The 16,591-nt window shown below is 67.8% G+C and carries 14 protein-coding genes; all 14 read left to right on the top strand.

Annotation, left to right across the window (positions count from 1 at the left end; genetic code table 11):
- Positions 1-301: 301 nt before the first annotated feature.
- The 14 genes from dnaE to lpxD all read left to right on the top strand — a co-directional run bounded on the left by dnaE (position 302) and on the right by lpxD (position 16,589).
- Positions 302-3,754: a DNA polymerase III subunit alpha gene (gene dnaE / locus ACE3PU_RS06110; protein WP_374387884.1), complete on the top strand. Its 3,453-nt coding sequence runs from the start codon at positions 302-304 to the stop codon at positions 3,752-3,754.
- Positions 3,754-4,110 carry a GFA family protein gene (locus tag ACE3PU_RS06105; RefSeq protein ID WP_374387721.1) on the top strand — a complete coding sequence of 119 codons (357 nt, stop codon included), beginning with the start codon at positions 3,754-3,756 and terminating at the stop codon, positions 4,108-4,110. Before dnaE ends, ACE3PU_RS06105 begins: the two co-directional genes overlap by 1 nt.
- Positions 4,111-4,202: 92 nt before the next feature.
- Positions 4,203-4,802, top strand: a complete 600-nt coding sequence (locus tag ACE3PU_RS06100) for a DUF4142 domain-containing protein (RefSeq protein WP_374387719.1) — start codon at positions 4,203-4,205, stop codon at positions 4,800-4,802.
- Positions 4,803-5,014: 212 nt separating this feature from the next.
- Entirely contained in the window at positions 5,015-5,923 is a 909-nt protein-coding gene (gene rpsB / locus ACE3PU_RS06095; RefSeq protein WP_374387717.1) for a 30S ribosomal protein S2, read from the top strand.
- 106 nt (positions 5,924-6,029) lie between these two features.
- Positions 6,030-6,971, top strand: a complete 942-nt coding sequence (gene tsf, locus ACE3PU_RS06090; RefSeq protein ID WP_374387714.1) for a translation elongation factor Ts — start codon at positions 6,030-6,032, stop codon at positions 6,969-6,971.
- Between the two features lie 128 nt (positions 6,972-7,099).
- Positions 7,100-7,834: a UMP kinase gene (gene pyrH, locus ACE3PU_RS06085; RefSeq protein ID WP_374387712.1), complete on the top strand. Its 735-nt coding sequence runs from the start codon at positions 7,100-7,102 to the stop codon at positions 7,832-7,834.
- A 38-nt stretch (positions 7,835-7,872) separates the two neighbouring features.
- Complete coding sequence (gene frr / locus ACE3PU_RS06080) at positions 7,873-8,430, top strand: ribosome recycling factor (RefSeq protein ID WP_374387710.1); 558 nt, start codon at positions 7,873-7,875, stop codon at positions 8,428-8,430.
- Positions 8,431-8,463: 33 nt separating this feature from the next.
- Positions 8,464-9,225 carry a polyprenyl diphosphate synthase gene (gene uppS, locus ACE3PU_RS06075; RefSeq protein WP_374387708.1) on the top strand — a complete coding sequence of 254 codons (762 nt, stop codon included), beginning with the start codon at positions 8,464-8,466 and terminating at the stop codon, positions 9,223-9,225.
- On the top strand, positions 9,225-10,043 hold the full coding sequence (locus ACE3PU_RS06070) for a phosphatidate cytidylyltransferase (RefSeq protein WP_374387706.1): 819 nt from the start codon (positions 9,225-9,227) through the stop codon (positions 10,041-10,043). Before uppS ends, ACE3PU_RS06070 begins: the two co-directional genes overlap by 1 nt.
- Positions 10,040-11,236: a 1-deoxy-D-xylulose-5-phosphate reductoisomerase gene (gene dxr / locus ACE3PU_RS06065; RefSeq protein ID WP_374387704.1), complete on the top strand. Its 1,197-nt coding sequence runs from the start codon at positions 10,040-10,042 to the stop codon at positions 11,234-11,236. The genes ACE3PU_RS06070 and dxr overlap by 4 nt, the downstream gene beginning before the upstream one ends.
- A gap of 25 nt (positions 11,237-11,261) precedes the next feature.
- Positions 11,262-12,479, top strand: coding sequence for an RIP metalloprotease RseP (rseP, locus tag ACE3PU_RS06060; protein ID WP_374387702.1), 1,218 nt, complete (start codon positions 11,262-11,264; stop codon positions 12,477-12,479).
- A 29-nt stretch (positions 12,480-12,508) separates the two neighbouring features.
- Entirely contained in the window at positions 12,509-14,929 is a 2,421-nt protein-coding gene (gene bamA, locus ACE3PU_RS06055) for an outer membrane protein assembly factor BamA (protein ID WP_374387700.1), read from the top strand.
- 34 nt (positions 14,930-14,963) lie between these two features.
- The gene (locus ACE3PU_RS06050) at positions 14,964-15,569 is read left to right on the top strand and encodes an OmpH family outer membrane protein (RefSeq protein WP_374387698.1); all 606 of its coding nucleotides are present in this window, start codon (positions 14,964-14,966) and stop codon (positions 15,567-15,569) included.
- A 6-nt stretch (positions 15,570-15,575) separates the two neighbouring features.
- Complete coding sequence (gene lpxD, locus ACE3PU_RS06045) at positions 15,576-16,589, top strand: UDP-3-O-(3-hydroxymyristoyl)glucosamine N-acyltransferase (protein ID WP_374387696.1); 1,014 nt, start codon at positions 15,576-15,578, stop codon at positions 16,587-16,589.
- Positions 16,590-16,591: the final 2 nt, after the last annotated feature.

Raw genomic sequence — 16,591 nt, 5'->3', positions numbered from 1 at the left:
GGCCTGGACCCTGGCCTTCAGCGTGACCGCCGCCTGATTTGGCGCCCGGGCGGATGCACCGTGCGAAATGCGCCGCTCGATGTTTCAACGACTTAGGTGACGATTTCACACTGTTCGCACTATTCAGACCCTGTTTTCTCGCGTGCGCCCGGGTGTGAAACGACTATCCACAAACGATCCCGGCCCGCGACGGGCGGCGGCTGGTTTGCGATATTCCGAGGCCCCGTGATGTGAGATTCGGGTCAGGATGGCCTTCGCGATCCCCGCGAAGATGTCGGTCGGAGGTTCGGTGAGCGAGACGATGAACAGTCAGGGGTTCGTCCATCTGCGGGTCCGGTCGGCCTATTCGCTGCTGGAAGGCGCGATCAAGGCGGGCAAGATCGGCCGGATGGCGGCGGACGCCGGCATGCCCGCCGTCGCCGTGGCGGACCGCACCAACCTGTTCGGGGCGCTGGAGTTCAGTCAGACCACCCGCGACGCGGGCGTCCAGCCCATCGTCGCCTGCGCCCTGCCGGTGATCGGCATCGGGGGCCAGATCAACGCCCGTTGGGCCAAGACGCCGACCGTCGTGCTGCTGGCGCAGAACGAAACCGGCTGGCTGAACCTGTGCGCGCTGTCGTCCTCGGCCTACCTCGACGCCGGGGAAATGGCCGAGCCGGGCGTGCCGTGGGCCCAGGTCGTCGCGCGCGCCGAGGGGCTGATCCTGCTGTCGGGCGGTCCCGACGGTCCCGTCGATCCTCTGTTCGCGCAAGGCCGGCCCGCCGAGGCGGCCAAGGCGCTGGACGCCATGAAGGCCGCCTTCGGCGATCGGTTCTATGTCGAGCTTCAGCGTCATGGTCTCGACGACGAGAAGCGCGCCGAGCCGGGGCTGGTCGAATGGGCCTACGCCAACGACGCGCCGCTGGTGGCCACCAACGACGTCTATTACGCCAAGGCGGCGCAGGCGAAGTCGCATGACGCCCTGCTGTGCATCGCCGACGGAGCCTTCACCGGTCAGGACGACCGTCGCCGCATCACCGATCAGCACTGGTTCAAGCCGGCCGAAGCGATGCGCCAGCTGTTCGCCGACCTGCCCGAGGCGTGCGACAACACCATCGACATCGCCCGCCGCTGCGCATTCCTGGTGCGGACGCACGCGCCGATCCTGCCGCGGTTCGACACCGGCGCCGGGCGCTCCGAGCCCGACGAGCTGGCGCACCAGGCGCGCGAGGGCCTGAAGGTCCGCCTGACCCAGGTCACGCCCGCCGTGCCGGAAGAAGAATACTGGGCCCGGCTGGAGTGGGAGGTCGGGATCATCCAGCAGATGGGGTTCCCCGGCTACTTCCTGATCGTGTCGGACTTCATCAAGTGGGCCAAGGCGCACGGCATTCCGGTGGGGCCGGGACGGGGCTCCGGCGCCGGCTCGCTGGTGGCCTGGTCGCTGACCATCACCGATCTGGACCCGTTGCGGTTCGGCCTGCTGTTCGAGCGCTTCCTGAACCCCGAGCGGGTCTCCATGCCCGACTTCGACATCGACTTCTGCCAGGAGCGGCGGGAAGAGGTGATCGACTACGTCCAGGCCCACTACGGCAAGGACCGGGTCGCCCAGATCATCACCTTCGGCACCCTGCAGGCGCGCGCGGTGCTGCGCGACGTCGGCCGGGTGCTGCAGATGCCGCTGGGCCAGGTCGATCGCCTCTGCAAGATGGTGCCGAACAATCCGGCCAACCCGGTCACCCTTGCCCAGGCCATCGACCTGGAGCCGCGGCTGAAGGAGGCGCGGGATTCCGAGCCGGCGGTGAGGACCTTGCTGGAGACGGCGCTGGAGCTGGAAGGCCTCTACCGCAACGCCTCGACCCACGCCGCCGGCATCGTCATCGGCGATCGCCCGCTGACGGAGCTGGTGCCGCTGTACCAGGATCCGCGCTCCACCATCCCGGCCAGCCAGTTCAACATGAAATGGGTCGAACCGGCCGGGCTGGTGAAGTTCGACTTCCTGGGGCTGAAGACCCTGACCACCCTGGACCGGGCGCGGGGCTATCTGGAGCGGCGGGGGGCCGCCCCGGACTGGAACGGCCTGCCGCTGGACGATGGGCGCACCTACGAGCTGATGGCCTCGGGTCAGACGGTGGGGGTGTTCCAGCTGGAATCCCAGGGCATGCGCGACACGCTGCGCAAGATGCGCTGCGGCTCCATCGAGGAGATCACCGCCCTGATCTCGCTTTATCGGCCCGGGCCGATGGAGATGATCGACACCTATATCGACCGCAAGTTCGGCCGGGCCGAGGTCGATTACCTGCACCCCAGCCTGACCGAGGTCCTGACCGAGACCTACGGCGTCATCATCTACCAGGAACAGGTGATGAAGATCGCCCAGATCCTGGCCGGATACAGCCTGGGCGAGGCCGACCTGCTGCGTCGCGCCATGGGCAAGAAGAAGAAGGAGGAGATGGACTTCCAGCGGGCGCGCTTCATCAAAGGCGCGCTGGAGAAGGGCGTCCCGGAGACGCAGTCCGGCTCCATCTTCGACCTGGTGGCCAAGTTCGCCGGCTACGGCTTCAACAAGTCGCACGCCGCCGCCTACGCCCTGATCTCGTTCCAGACGGGCTGGCTGAAGGCCAACCATCCGGTGGAGTTCTTCGCCGCCTCGATGAGCCTGGACCTGTCGAACACCGACAAGCTGGCGGTCTTCTACCAGGACGCCAAGCGGTTCGACGTGCCGGTGCTGCCGCCGGACATCAACCGCTCCTCGGCCGACTTCGACGTGGCGTGGGACGACGACAAGGGCGCGGTGCTCTACGCGCTCGGCGCCATCCGCAACGTGGGCCTGGAGGCGATGAAGCACGTCATCGAGGTGCGCGAGCAGGGCGGGCGGTTCATCGACATCTTCGACTTCCTGGAGCGGGTCGACCCCCGCAGCGTCAACAAGCGCGCCCTGGAGGGCCTGGCCAAGGCCGGCGCCTTCGACAGCATCCACCCCAATCGGCGCCAGTTGCTGGAGCAGGCCGACGTCCTGATGGCCTACTGCCAGAGCGTGGCGGCCGAACGGGCCTCCGCCCAGGTCAGCCTGTTCGGCGGCGACCAGGCCCACGCCGGACGCCCGCGCCTGAAGAGCGTCGAACCCTGGGTCGGGCCGGACCGGTTGGACCAGGAGCTGTCGGCGGTGGGCTTCTATCTGTCCGGCCACCCGCTGGACGACATGGCTCAGGCGTTGAAGCGCAAGCGGGTCACCTTCGTCGCCGAGGCCCTGCCGCTGGCCGAGAGCGGGCACGAGGCCTTTCAGATGGCCGGCGTGGTGCGCCGCCGGCAGGAGCGCGCCAGCGCCCGCACCGGCGAGAAGTTCGCCTTCGTCACCTTCTCCGACCCGACCGGCGAGTTCGAATGCCTGTTCCCGCCCGAGCAGTTGCGTCGCTGCCGCGAGATCCTGGAGCCCGGCGCCTCGGTGATGGTGCGGGTCCGCGCCAAGGCGTCGGACGGCGAAGTGCGCTTCTTCGGCGACGACGCGTCGCAGATGGACAACCTGCTGGATGACTCCAACATGGCGCTTCGGGTCCATGTGTCGGCCCGGACGGCCGACGCCGAGGCCCTGAAGGCGAGGCTGGAGCGCGCCCGGTCCGGCGCCATCGGCAAGGGGGGTGAGATATCCCTGATGATCGCGGGTCTGGAGAACGGTCGCGAGGCCGAGATACGCCTGCCGGGCCGCTATCGCCTGGACGGCGCGCTGCGGGGGGCGCTGAAGTCGGCCCCCGGCGTCGTCATGCTGGAGGACGCCTGATGACCACCCATGCCGGATCCTGCCACTGCGGCGCCGTCGCCTTCGAGGTCGAGACCGATCTGGAGACGGTGATCGAGTGCAATTGCACCCACTGCTACCGCAAGGGGCTGATGCTGACCTTCGTCGAGCCGGAGGCCTTTCGGCTGACGGCCGGGGAGGGGGCGACGACGCCTTATCTGTTCAACCGCCACGCCATCGAACATCAGGTCTGTCCGACCTGCGGGGTGGAGGCCTACGCCAAGGGCCGGGCGGCTGATGGTCGCGTGCAGATCGCCGTCAACGTCCGCTGTCTGACGGACGTGGAGCCGTTCAGCCTCACGCCGACGCTGCGCTTCGACGGTCTCCACAAGGTGTGATTGCGCCGTCTCCCATACGGCCAAGCTGTTGATTTGCATGGAACCTCACGACGCCGTGATGGTTGAATTGGCTTCCATAGGGAGACTGTTCCATGAAAAACATCGCCATTGTCAGCGTCGCCTCGCTCGCCCTTCTCGCCGCCTGCGGCCAGGGTGGAGACACCGCCGGAGAGAACGCCAACGAGGCCGTCAACGCCACCCAGGACATGACGTCCGGCGCCGTGGGCCAGACCTCGGCCGCCACCTTGGGCGCCAACACCGTCGAAGGCTTCGTCACGAACCTGGCGGTCGGCAACATGTACGAGCTGCAGGCTGCTGAGGTCGCGCAGACCAAGTCTTCCAACGCCGACGTCAAGGCTCTGGCCGCGATGATCACGCGCGATCACACCAGCGCCGGCGAGAAGCTGATGGCCGCCGCGCCGACCGCCGCGCCGGACGTCATGGTCCCCACCGCCCTCGACCAGCGCCGCCAGGGCTTGATCGACAACCTGAACGCCGCCTCGGCGGACGACTTCGACAAGGTCTATCTGGAGCAGCAGGTCGCCGCCCATAACGAGACCCTGACCCTGCTGAATGGCTTCTCGGACAACACGGACGCGCCCGCGCTGGCCTCCCTGGCCCGCGAGCTGATCGCGCCGGTGACCATGCACCGCGACCGCGCCCAGGCGCTGCTGGACGCCATGCCGGGCTGACGCCGGGCTGTTGACGACAGGAAAGGGCGGTCGTGAGGCCGCCCTTTCGTTCGCCCGCTTGCCTTTCGGCCCGATCCCGCCTACATGGCCCCCGCATTTCGCAACGCGGACGAGGCGCGCGTCGGGGAGACATCCCGATCGCTCCATTCCGAGGGGCCACCCGGTCCTTTTATCGTCCGCGCCACGTTGATCGGAAAAAGGACTGAACGATCATGGCTCTGCCTGAATTCTCGATGCGCACCCTGCTGGAAGCGGGCGCCCACTTCGGCCACCAGACCCACCGCTGGAACCCGAAGATGGACAAGTACATCTTCGGCTCGCGCTCGAACATCCACATCATCGACCTGTCGCAGACGATGCCGCTGTTCCACCAGGCGCTGGTGGCCGTGCGCGACGTGGCCGCCAAGGGCGGTCGCGTTCTGTTCGTCGGCACCAAGCGCCAGGCCGCGGACCCGGTGGCCGAAGCCGCCAAGCGCTGCGCCCAGTACTACATGAACAACCGCTGGCTCGGCGGCACCCTGACCAACTGGCGCACCGTCTCGGGCTCGATCGCCCGCCTGCGTGAGCTGGAAGGCATCCTCGAGAACGGCGGCGAAGGCCGCGTCAAGAAGGAGCTGCTGAACCTGCAGCGCGAGAAGGACAAGCTGGAACTGTCGCTGGGCGGCATCAAGGACATGGGTTCGATCCCGGACATCATGTTCGTGATCGACACCAACAAGGAAGCGATCGCGATCCAGGAAGCCCGCAAGCTGAACATCCCGATCATCGCTATCCTGGACACCAACTCGGATCCGGACGGCATCACCTATCCGGTCCCGGGCAACGACGACGCCGCTCGCGCCATCCAGACCTACTGCGACCTGATCGCCGACGCGGTCCTGGACGGCCTGGCCGCCGGCGCTTCGGCCTCGGGCGTGGACCTGGGCGCTTCGGAAGCCCCGGTCGAGCCGATGCTGCGCGAAGCCTCGACCCCGGTCGAAGCCGACGCCGCCCCGGCCGGCACGGAAGGCGCCGCCGCTGAACTGGAAGCCGCCGCCGAACCGGCCGTCGCCGATGAGGCCGCTCAGGCCGCCACGTCGGAAGCGAACGACGCTGTCGAAACCGAGAAGGCCACGGGCTGATCGCCCCAGGGCGGCGTTCGTGCTCGTGAGCGCCGCCTGACGAACTGACACACGGCCGGGCTAAATCAGTCCGGCCGTTCCCGCATACGATCCATAGGAGAAGAACATGGCCGAGATCACTGCCGCCCTCGTGAAGGAGCTTCGCGAGCGTTCGGGCGTCGGCATGATGGACTGCAAGAAGGCGCTGGTTGAGAACAACGGCGACATCAACGCGGCCATCGACTGGCTGCGCGCAAAGGGCCTGTCCAAGGCCGCCAAGAAGGCCGACCGCGTCGCCGCCGAGGGCCTGGTCGCCGTCGCGTCGAAGGAAGACGGCAAGGGCGAAGTCGCCGCCGCCATCGAATTCAACGCCGAGACCGACTTCGTCGCCCGCAACGAGCTGTTCCAGAACGCCGCCAAGTCGTTCGCCCAGCTGGGCCTGGAGCACCACACCGTCGAGGCGCTGCACGGCGCCGAGCTGGAAGCCGGCAAGACGGTCCAGGACGAAGTGACCAACATGATCGCCACCATCGGCGAGAACATGCAGCTGCGCCGCGCCGCCCGCCTGTCGGTCGACGAGGGCGTCGTCGCCACCTACGTCCACAACGCGGTTTCGCCGGGCGTGGGCCGCATCGGCGTGCTGGTCGCCCTGCACGGCGAGGGCGACAAGACCGCGCTTCGCGAACTGGGCCGCAAGATCGCCATGCACGTCGCCGCGACCGCGCCGCTGTCGCTGAACACCGACGATCTGGACCCGGCCGCGATCGAGAAGGAACGCGCCGTCCTCACCGAGAAGGCCAAGGAAGAAGGTCGTCCGGAAGCCATGATCGCCAAGATCGTGGAAGGCCAGATCAACAAGTTCCAGAAGGACGTGGTGCTGACCAAGCAGCCGTTCGTCATGGACCCGGACGTGACCATCGAGCAGCTGGTCGCCAACTCGGCCAAGGAACTGGGCTCCTCGAACCTGCACCTGGCCGGCTTCGTCCGCCTGGCGCTGGGCGAAGGCGTCGAGAAGGTCGAAGGCCCGGACTTCGCCTCCGAAGTGGCCTCGATGATGGGCGGCCAATAAGCCGCCATCGCCCTCATTCGTGAGGGTTTTGTTTCAGAAGGGCGCGTTCGGCTTTGATGGCCGGCGCGCCCTTCGTCTATAAGGGGCCGCCCGATTCAGCGGCGCCGCAGTACACGGACCTTTCCCGCATGCCCGACGCCCCCACCGAATTCCGCTACAAGCGGGTGCTCCTGAAGGTCTCCGGCGAGGTGCTGATGGGCGATCAGGCCTACGGGGTCGACATGAACACCGTCGACACCGTGGCCAAGGCGGTGGCCCAGGTCGTGGCCGAGGGCGTCGAGATCTGCCTGGTCATCGGCGGCGGCAACATCTTCCGCGGCCTGTCCAAGGCGGCGGCGGGAATGGAGCGCGCCCAGGCCGACTACATGGGCATGCTGGCCACGGTCATGAACGCCCTGGCGATGCAGTCGGCGCTGGAGAAGATCGGCGTCTCGACCCGTGTCCAGAGCGCCATCCCCATGGCCGCCATCGCCGAACCCTACATCCGCCGCCGCGCCCTGCGGCACCTCGAAAAGGGCCGTGTGGTGATCTTCGCCGCCGGCGTCGGCGCGCCCTTCTTCACGACCGATTCCGGCGCCGCCCTGCGCGCCGCCGAAATGGGTTGCGACGCCCTGCTGAAGGGCACCAGCGTGGACGGCGTCTACACCGCCGACCCCAAGAAAGACCCGTCCGCGACCCGCTACGAAACCCTGACCTATCAGGACGTGCTGGCCAAGGATCTGCGGGTCATGGACGCCTCCGCCATCGCCATGATGCGCGACACGGGCATACCGATCGTGGTCTTCTCCATCCGGGAAGACAATTCGCTGCGCCGGAGCCTGACCGGCGAGGGCACCTTCACGGTCATCAAGGACGCCGCCTGAGCGTCCCGGACGAACCAGGACAGACAAGAGAGACGAACATGGCCAAGCCCGATCTGAAGACCTATCGCGACCGCATGGACAAGTCCGTGGCGGCGCTGAAGGAAGAGTTCAGCGGCCTGCGCACCGGCCGCGCCAACGCCGGCCTGCTGGAACCGGTGCGGGTCGAGGCCTACGGCTCCACCTCGCCGCTGAACGCCGTGGCCGCCATCAGCGTGCCCGAGCCGCGCATGATCACCGTCAGCGTCTGGGACAAAGGCATGGTGGTTTCGGTCGAGAAGGCCATCCGCAACGCCAACCTGGGCCTGAACCCGATCGTCGACGGCCAGACGCTTCGCATCCCCGTGCCGCCCCTGACGGAAGAACGCCGCAAGGATCTGGTGAAGCTGGCGGGCAAGTACGCCGAGCAGCAGAAGATCGCGGTCCGCAACGTCCGCCGCGACGCCAACGACGACCTGAAGAAGGCCGAGAAGGCCGGCGAGATCAGCCAGGACGACCAGAAGAGGATGGAGGCCGAGGTCCAGAAGGACACCGACGCCGCCATCAAGCGCATCGACGAGGCCTTGAAGACCAAGGAACAAGAGATCATGCAGGTCTGAGGCGGCCGTGGACCTGAGGGGATCGACAATCGCATGACGGCCGCGCCTTCAGGTCCGGAAGCCCAGATGGGCGGCGAGGGGCCGCGCCATGTCGCCATCATCATGGACGGCAATGGCCGCTGGGCCAAACGCCGGGGCCTGCCGCGCGCCCTGGGGCACCGCGAAGGGGTTCAGGCCCTGAAGCGGACCATCGAGGCCGCGCCTAAGCTGGGCGTGCAGTGCCTTACGGTGTTCGGCTTCTCGACGGAGAACTGGAGCCGGCCCGAGGACGAGGTCTCGGACCTGATGGGTCTGGTCCGCACCTATGTGGCCAGCGACCTGACGCGGCTTGAAAAGGCGGGCGTCCGGCTGCGCGTCCTGGGGCGGCGCGAGGGCCTGCCGGCCGACATCGCCGACATCATCGTCCGCGCCGAGTCGCAGACCGCCCACAACGATCGGTTCCTGCTGCAGGTGGCCTTCAACTACGGGGGGCGCGCCGATCTGGTGGACGCGGCGCGACGACATGCCGAACGTCTGCTGGCGGGAGAGACGGTGGAGCCGCTCAGCGAGCGCACGCTGGAGGCCGGCCTGGCCACGGCCGGATCGCCGCCGCTGGATCTGATCGTGCGGACGTCCGGCGAGCAGAGGCTGTCGAACTTCCTGCTGTGGGAATCCGCCTACGCCGAACTGGTGTTCCAGGACATCCTGTGGCCCGACTACGGCCCGGAAGCCTTGGCCGATGCGATCGAGGCCTACCGTCGGCGCGAGCGCCGCTTCGGCGGTCGCGAACTGGCGTCCGAACGTGTGACCGCCTGATGGGGGTCAAGGGTCGCGACATCGGGCTGCGCGCAGCCTCGGCCTTCGTGCTGGCGCCGGCCGCCGTGGCCGCCACCTGGGCCGGGGGCGTGTGGTTCCTGGCGCTGATGGTCGCCGCCTGTGTGGTCCTGGCCTTCGAATGGGCGGCGATGAGCGCGCCGCACGCCCGGCGGCTGATGGGCGGCGCGGTCACCTTCGGCCTGGTGGCCTCGGTCGTCAGCGCGCATTTCGGCGCGATGGCCGTGGCCTTCATCATGCTGGTATTCGGCGCCGCCGCCGCCGGCGTCTATGCGCGCAGCCGGGGCCAACAGGCGCTCGACGCCGCCTATGGGGTGCTCTACCTCGGCTGGCCCGCTGTCCTGCTGATCTGGCTCAGGGACGTGGACAGCACGGTCGGCCTACACTGGACGGTGCTGGTGTTCGCCGTGGCTTGGTCGGCCGACATCCTGGCCTATCTGGCGGGATCGACCTTCGGGGGCCCCAAGCTGTGGCCGCGATTCTCGCCCAACAAGACCTGGTCCGGCTTCATCGGCGGGATCCTGGCGGGCGCGGTCGCCGGCGCCGTGATGGCCGCCTGGCTGGACATGGGCCGGCTGACGGTGTTCTGGGGCGCCGTCCTGGGACTGGCCGCCGCCCTGGCCACGATGGCGGGCGACCTTTGGGAATCGGCGCTGAAGCGTCGGTTCGGGGTCAAGGATGCGGGCAACACGATCCCGGGCCACGGCGGCCTTCTGGATCGGGTGGACGGGCTGATGTTCGCCGTCGTCGTCGTGGCGGTGGGCCGCTTGGCCGTGCAGATGATCGAGCGTGCATCATGATCCGGCGTCGTGTGACCGTGCTGGGATCGACCGGATCGGTCGGATCCTCCACGCTGGACCTGATGGCGCGCGCCGAGGCGTGCGGGACCGGCGCCTTCGAAGTGGAGGCGCTGACCGGGGGCGGCAACATCGCCCGGCTGGCCGAACAGGCGCGCCGCTGGCGGCCCAGGATCGCGGTCACGGCGGATCCCGCGCGGCTTGAAGAGCTGACGCGGGCCCTTGCGGGGACAGGCGTCGCCGTCGCGGCGGGCGAGGCGGCCGTCGTCGAGGCCGCGCAGCGTCCCGTCGACTGGACCATGGCGGCGATCGTCGGCTCGGCCGGGCTGAAGTCGGCGTGGGCGGCGGCGGGAACGAGCGCGATCCTGGCGCTGGCCAACAAGGAAAGCCTGGTCTGTTGCGGTCCGGCGTTGATCGAGCGGGTGCGCGCCGCAGGCGGGCGGCTGATCCCCGTCGACTCGGAACACTCGGCCATCTTCCAGGTGTTTCCGGCGGAGGCCCCGGAACGGGTGGCCAAGTTGGTCCTGACGGCGTCAGGCGGACCGTTCCGCCAGACGCCCGCAGCCCGGATGGGCGCCATCACGCCCGAACAGGCCGTGGCGCATCCGAACTGGAGCATGGGCGCCAAGATCTCCGTCGACAGCGCCACCATGGCCAACAAGGGCCTGGAGATGATCGAGGCGGCCTATCTTTTCTCCATGCCAGAGCACCGCATCGACGTGGTGGTCCATCCGGAATCGATCATCCATAGCCTGGTCGAGTATGTGGACGGTTCGACGCTGGCGCAGATGGGGCCGCCCGACATGCGCACGCCCATCGCTTGCGCCCTGGCGTGGCCTGATCGGATCGAATGGCCTGCGCCGCCGCTGGACCTGCCGGCGCTGGGGAAACTGACGTTCGAGGCGCCGGACACGGAGCGGTTTCCCGCGCTGCGGCTGGCGCGAGAGGCGTTGCGCGCGGGCGGGGCGGCCCCGGCCATCTTCAACGCGGCCAACGAGGTCGCGGCCCTGGCTTTCCTTGACCGAAAGCTGAGCTTTCTCAATATTGCCGCAGTCGTCGCCGAAACCCTTGAGCGCGCGACGAAGTCGGGGATGACCTTTGGTTCCGGCGACGCCTGCGGCGCGGCCCTTTCGGTCGATGTCGAGGCGCGCGGGCTGGCCCGGTCCATCGTCTCCGATCTCGCCAAAGCGGCGTGAAGTCCTGCGGGGAGACCATTTGTCGATGCTAGGCGTCCTTGGGCAGGTCCTGACCTATATCGTGCCGTTCCTGCTGGTGCTGACGTTCATCGTCACCATCCACGAACTGGGCCATTTCCTGGTGGCGCGGGCCTTCGGCGTGAAGGTCGACCGCTTCGCCATCGGCTTCGGGCGGCCCCTGTTCAGCCGCGTCGACCGCAGCGGCATCGAATGGCGCCTGGGATGGATCCCGGCGGGCGGGTACGTCAAGTTCTCGGGCGATCTGGACGCCTCCAGCGTGCCGGACCAGGCCGGACTGGCCGAGCTGCGGCAACGGGTCGTGGCCCAGGAAGGCCCCGCGGCGGTGCGCGACTACTACCATTTCAAACCCGTGTGGCAGCGGGCGCTGATCGTCGCCGCGGGACCGGTCGCCAACTTCATCCTGGCGATCACCGTGTTCGCCATCCTGTTCATGACGATGGGCGCGCAGATGACGCCGGCGCGGGTGGGGCAGGTCCAGGCCGGATCGCCCGCCGCCGTCGCCGGCTTCCAGCCGGGGGATCTGATCACGGCGGTGAACGGACGCGCCATCGAGGATTCCTCGGAGGTCACGCGCGCCGTGATGCTGAGCAGCGGGGATCCGTTGCGCTTCACCGTCGAACGCGGCGGCGGACAGGTCCAGCTGACCGCGACGCCGCAGCGGCGCACGGAGAACGATCCCATCGCCGGCCGCATCCAGGTGGGCCGCATCGGCGTGCTGCTGGAAGCCCGCCGCGAAGACGTCCGCCATGTCCGGTATGGGCCGCTGGAGGCCGTCGGCGCCGGCGCCAGGCAGACGATCGACGTGATCGGCTCCACCGTCACCTATCTGGGCCGACTGCTGACGGGGCGGGAGTCCGGCGACCAGCTGAGCGGCCCGATCGGCATCGCCAAGGCCAGCGGGTCGCTGACCAACATGGCCGTGCAGGCCAATCCCGATCCGACGGCGACCGCGCTGAACCTGGGTCTGACGCTGATCAACCTCGCCGCCATACTTTCGATCGGAATCGGCTTTCTAAACCTCTTGCCCATTCCTGTGCTGGACGGCGGCCATCTCGTCTTTTACGCCTATGAGGCGGTGGCGCGGCGGCCGGTCGCCGCCCGGTTCCAGGAGGCGGGCTACCGGGTCGGGCTTGCTTTGCTGGCGGGATTCATGCTGTTCGCGACGTGGAACGACCTGCAGAAGCTCAACCTCTTCCAATTCCTCGGCGGGCTCGTCAGTTGAGCCGACGCCAGCCCCCGATGGTTTCCCGAATGATCGACATGAAGACCCGCGCCGCCGTCCGACTGAGCGCCCGTTCCAGCCTGATGGCGCTGTTCGTTGCGGCCGGCCTCGGTGCGCCGGCTCTGGCGCAGACCGCGCCGGCGACCCCCGCCCCGCAACCGCCCGCCAGCGCCGAGCAGCCGCCGCGCGTCGAGGTGGTCGCGCCGGAGTCGCTGGTCGTTAACCGCATCGTCGTGCAGGGCGCCCAGCGCATCGACCAGACGACGGTCCTGTCGTACCTGCCGATCCGTCCCGGCGACACCGTCGACGCGGCCGTCCTGGATGTCGCGGTCCGCACCCTTTCGCGGACCGGCCTGTTCGCGAACGTCCAGCTGGGCGTTCAGAACGGCGATCTGATCGTCACCATCGTCGAGAACCCGATCATCAACCAGGTGGTGTTCGAGGGGAACAGCGCGCTGTCGGAAGACAAGCTGACGGAAGAGGTCACGATCAAGCCGCGCGGCATCTACACGCGCGCCAAGGTCCAGGAGGACGTGGGCGCGATCGTCGAACTTTATCGTCTGCAAGGCCGCATCTCGGCCACGGTGACGCCCAAGCTGGTCCAACTGGAGCAGAACCGCGTCGACGTGATCTTCGAGATCAACGAGGGACGTCAGACGGGGATCAGCGCCGTCAACGTCCTGGGCAACGACGCCTTCTCCGACAACGACATCCGCGGCGTCATGGTGACCGAGCGGTCGCAGTGGTGGAAGTTTTTCTCCAGCAACGACAACTACGATCCCAACCGCCTGGAATACGACCAGGAGCAACTGCGGAAGTTCTACACCAACCGCGGCTACTACGATTTCCGCATCGTCTCCTCGGTCGCCGAGCTTCAGCCGGACGACCAGGCGTTCCAGATCACCCTGACGATGGACGAGGGCGATCGGTACAACTTCGGCGAGGTGACCGTGGTCACCGAGAACGATCGCCTGAACGCCGACTTCCTGAAGGCGCTGGTGCCGATCCGCACGGGCGACCTGTACGAGAGCGACAAGATCGAGAGCGCCGTCGACGCCCTGACCTTCGCTGCGGGCTCGGCCGGCTACGCCTTCGTCGAGATCAATCCGACCTATCGCGCCAATCCCGACACCGACACCGTCGACGTCACCTTCAACGTCTCGGAGGGCCAGCGCGTCTACGTCGACCGGATCAATGTCGTCGGCAACACCCGCACCATCGACCCCGTCATCCGGCGTGAGCTGATGCTGACGGAAGGCGACGCCTTCAACCGCGCCCTGATGGAGCGGTCGCGCAACAATCTGCGGGCGCTGGGCTTCTTCAGCGACGTCACCGTGGCCGAAGAGCGCGGCAGCGCGCCGGACCGTTCGGTGATCAACGTCAACGTCTCCGAACAGCCGACGGGCGAACTGTCGGTCGGGGCGGGCTTCAGCTCGGTGGACTCCTTCACGGTGAACCTGGGCATTTCCGAGCGCAACTTCCGTGGTCGCGGCCAGAACGTGGTGGCCCGGCTGGAGTGGGGATCGCTGCGGCAGCAGGTTGACTTCCGCTTCACCGAGCCGAAGTTCCTGGGACGTGATCTGCGCGCCGGCTTCGACCTTTTCCACTCGCGCTACGATCTCAGCGAATATTCCTCGTACGACTATCGCTCGACGGGCGGCGGCCTGCGGCTGAGCTATCCGCTGAACGGCTACACCCTGTTCAGCGCGCGCTACTTCCTGAAGAGCGACGAGATCATCGTACCGAACAGCTACTGCGACTCCGGCGGCTTCGGTTCGTCGGCGCTGTGCGACCAGGTCGGCAGCTATCTGAACTCGTCGGTCGGCTACACGCTGCAGGTCAACCGCACCAACGACCCGGTGCGCCCGACGCGCGGCTGGGCGGGCTCGCTCCGTCAGGATTTCGCGGGCCTCGGCGGCGACGTGAATTACGTGCGCACCGAAGCCGACGCCAGCTACTACTACGGCATCACGCCCGAATGGGTCGTCAGCCTGCAGGGCTCGACGGGCTATGTCAGCGGCTGGAACGGCGATCCGATCCGGATCAACGACCGCTTCTTCAAGGGCGGCAACAGCTTCCGCGGCTTCGAGACGGCCGGCATGGGTCCGCGTGACCTCGATACGACCGATGCCCTGGGCGGCAACTTCTACGCCATCGGGACCGTCGAACTGACCGTGCCCAACTATCTGCCCGAGCAGTACGGCATCAAGACGTCGCTGTTCGCCGACGTCGGCACCCTGGGTGCGCTGGATGACCGCTACACGCTGACGTCCGCCGGAACGCCCGACGCCACCATCGTGGACGAGCTGTCCCTGCGCGCCTCCGCCGGCATCAGCATTCACTGGCGCTCGCCGATGGGCCCGATCCGCTTCGACATCTCCAAGGTGCTCGCCAAGGAAGACTACGACAAGACGGAATCCTTCCGCTTCTCGACCTCCACCCAGTTCTAATCGCGGCGCCTGTCAGACCGCACGAGGAAAGACCATGAAGACCATCGCCATCACCATCGCCGCGGCCGCTTCGCTTGTCGCCAGCGCCGCCTCGGCCCAGCAGGCGGCCGCGCCGCAGAACCCGGGCCCGCAGATCCCCGGCGTGTGCGTCTATCACAACGCCCGTCTGTTCGCGCAGTCGTCGGCCGGCCAGGCGGTCGAGGCGCGCATGCAGCAGCTGGCCCAGGAAGTTCAGACCGAACTGCAGCCCTACGCCACGTCGCTCCAGACCGAAGCCCAGCAGCTCCAGACCTCGGGCTCGACGCTTCAGCCGGACGAACTGAACCGTCGTCGCCAGGCCCTGCAGCAGCGCGCCCAGGAAGCGCAGCAGCTGGAAGGCACCCGCGAGAACGAGCTTCGCTACACCCTGGCCATGCAGCGCCAGGCGATCACGGAAGCCGTGTCGCCGATCCTGGTGGCCGTCTATCAGGAGCGCGGCTGCGGCCTGATGCTGGACCGCGAAAGCGTCTTCATGATGAACCCGGCGCACGACGTGACGGACCTGGTGATCCAGCGCCTGAACACGGCCCTGCCGACGCTCAGCTTCAACCGCATGGCGGTGCCCGCGCAGCAACCGCAACAGCCGGCCGCCGCCAACTAGGCCGATATGCCGGATCCCCGCTTCTTCAAGACCCTGCCGTCCCTGACCGTCGCCGAGCTGGCGGACAGGATCGGAGGGCAGGTCGAGAGGGGCGGGGAGCGGGTCATCGCTTCCGTCGCGCCCTTGTCCTCCGCGGACGAGGGCGCGATCGCGTTTCTGGGCGATCGAAAATTCGCTGCGGCGTTGGCGGCCACGAAGGCCGGCTGCGTGATCGTGTCGGCGGAAGCTGTCTCCTCCGCCCCGGCGGACGCCGCCGTGATCGTGGCCCGGTCGCCGCAGGCGGCCTGGGCCCAGGCTTCGCTGCTGCTTCATCGGCCGTTGACCTTGGACAGAGCGATCACCGCCGCCGAGGCGGCGGAAGACGACAGCGTGGTCGTCGAGCCCGGCGCGGTTCTGGGCGAAGGCGTCCGGATCGGTCGGGGCTCGCGCATCGGCGCCAACACGGTGATCGGACAGGGCGTTCAGATCGGCCGCGACTGCGTCATCGGCTCAAACGTCACCGTCGGCTTCGCCCTGATTGGTGATCGGGTCAAGCTGTACGCCGGGGCCCGTATCGGCGAAGCGGGATTCGGGGCGACCGGCACGGCGGGCGGCGTGATGGACATTCCGCAGCTGGGTCGGGTCGTCCTGCAGGACGGCGTGACCGTGGGCGCCAACAGCTGCATCGACCGCGGCGCCTATGACGACACCGTCATCGGCGAGAACACCAAGATTGATAATCTGGTGATGATCGGCCACAACTGCGCCATCGGCCGCAATAATCTGATGGCCGCAAACACCGGCATATCGGGCTCGGTGACCAGCGGAGACAACGTCGTCTTCGGCGGCAAGGCCGGCATTGGCGACCACATCACCATCGGCGAAGGCGCGCGCGTGGCGGCCGGCGCCGGGGTCCTGGCCGACATTCCGGCGGGCGAGACCTGGTCCGGTTATCCGGCCCGCCCGATCCGACAGTTCTTGCGCGAGACCGTATGGCTCGCCAAACAGGCCGCTTCGAAAATGGGCCCGAAGGAATCATAGGG

The sequence above is a fragment of the Brevundimonas sp. genome (genome assembly GCF_041911375.1).
Taxonomy (GTDB): Bacteria; Pseudomonadota; Alphaproteobacteria; order Caulobacterales; family Caulobacteraceae; genus Brevundimonas.
The sequence above is the reverse complement of the archived record's forward strand: the minus strand, read 5'-3'. Positions and strand labels throughout refer to the sequence as shown.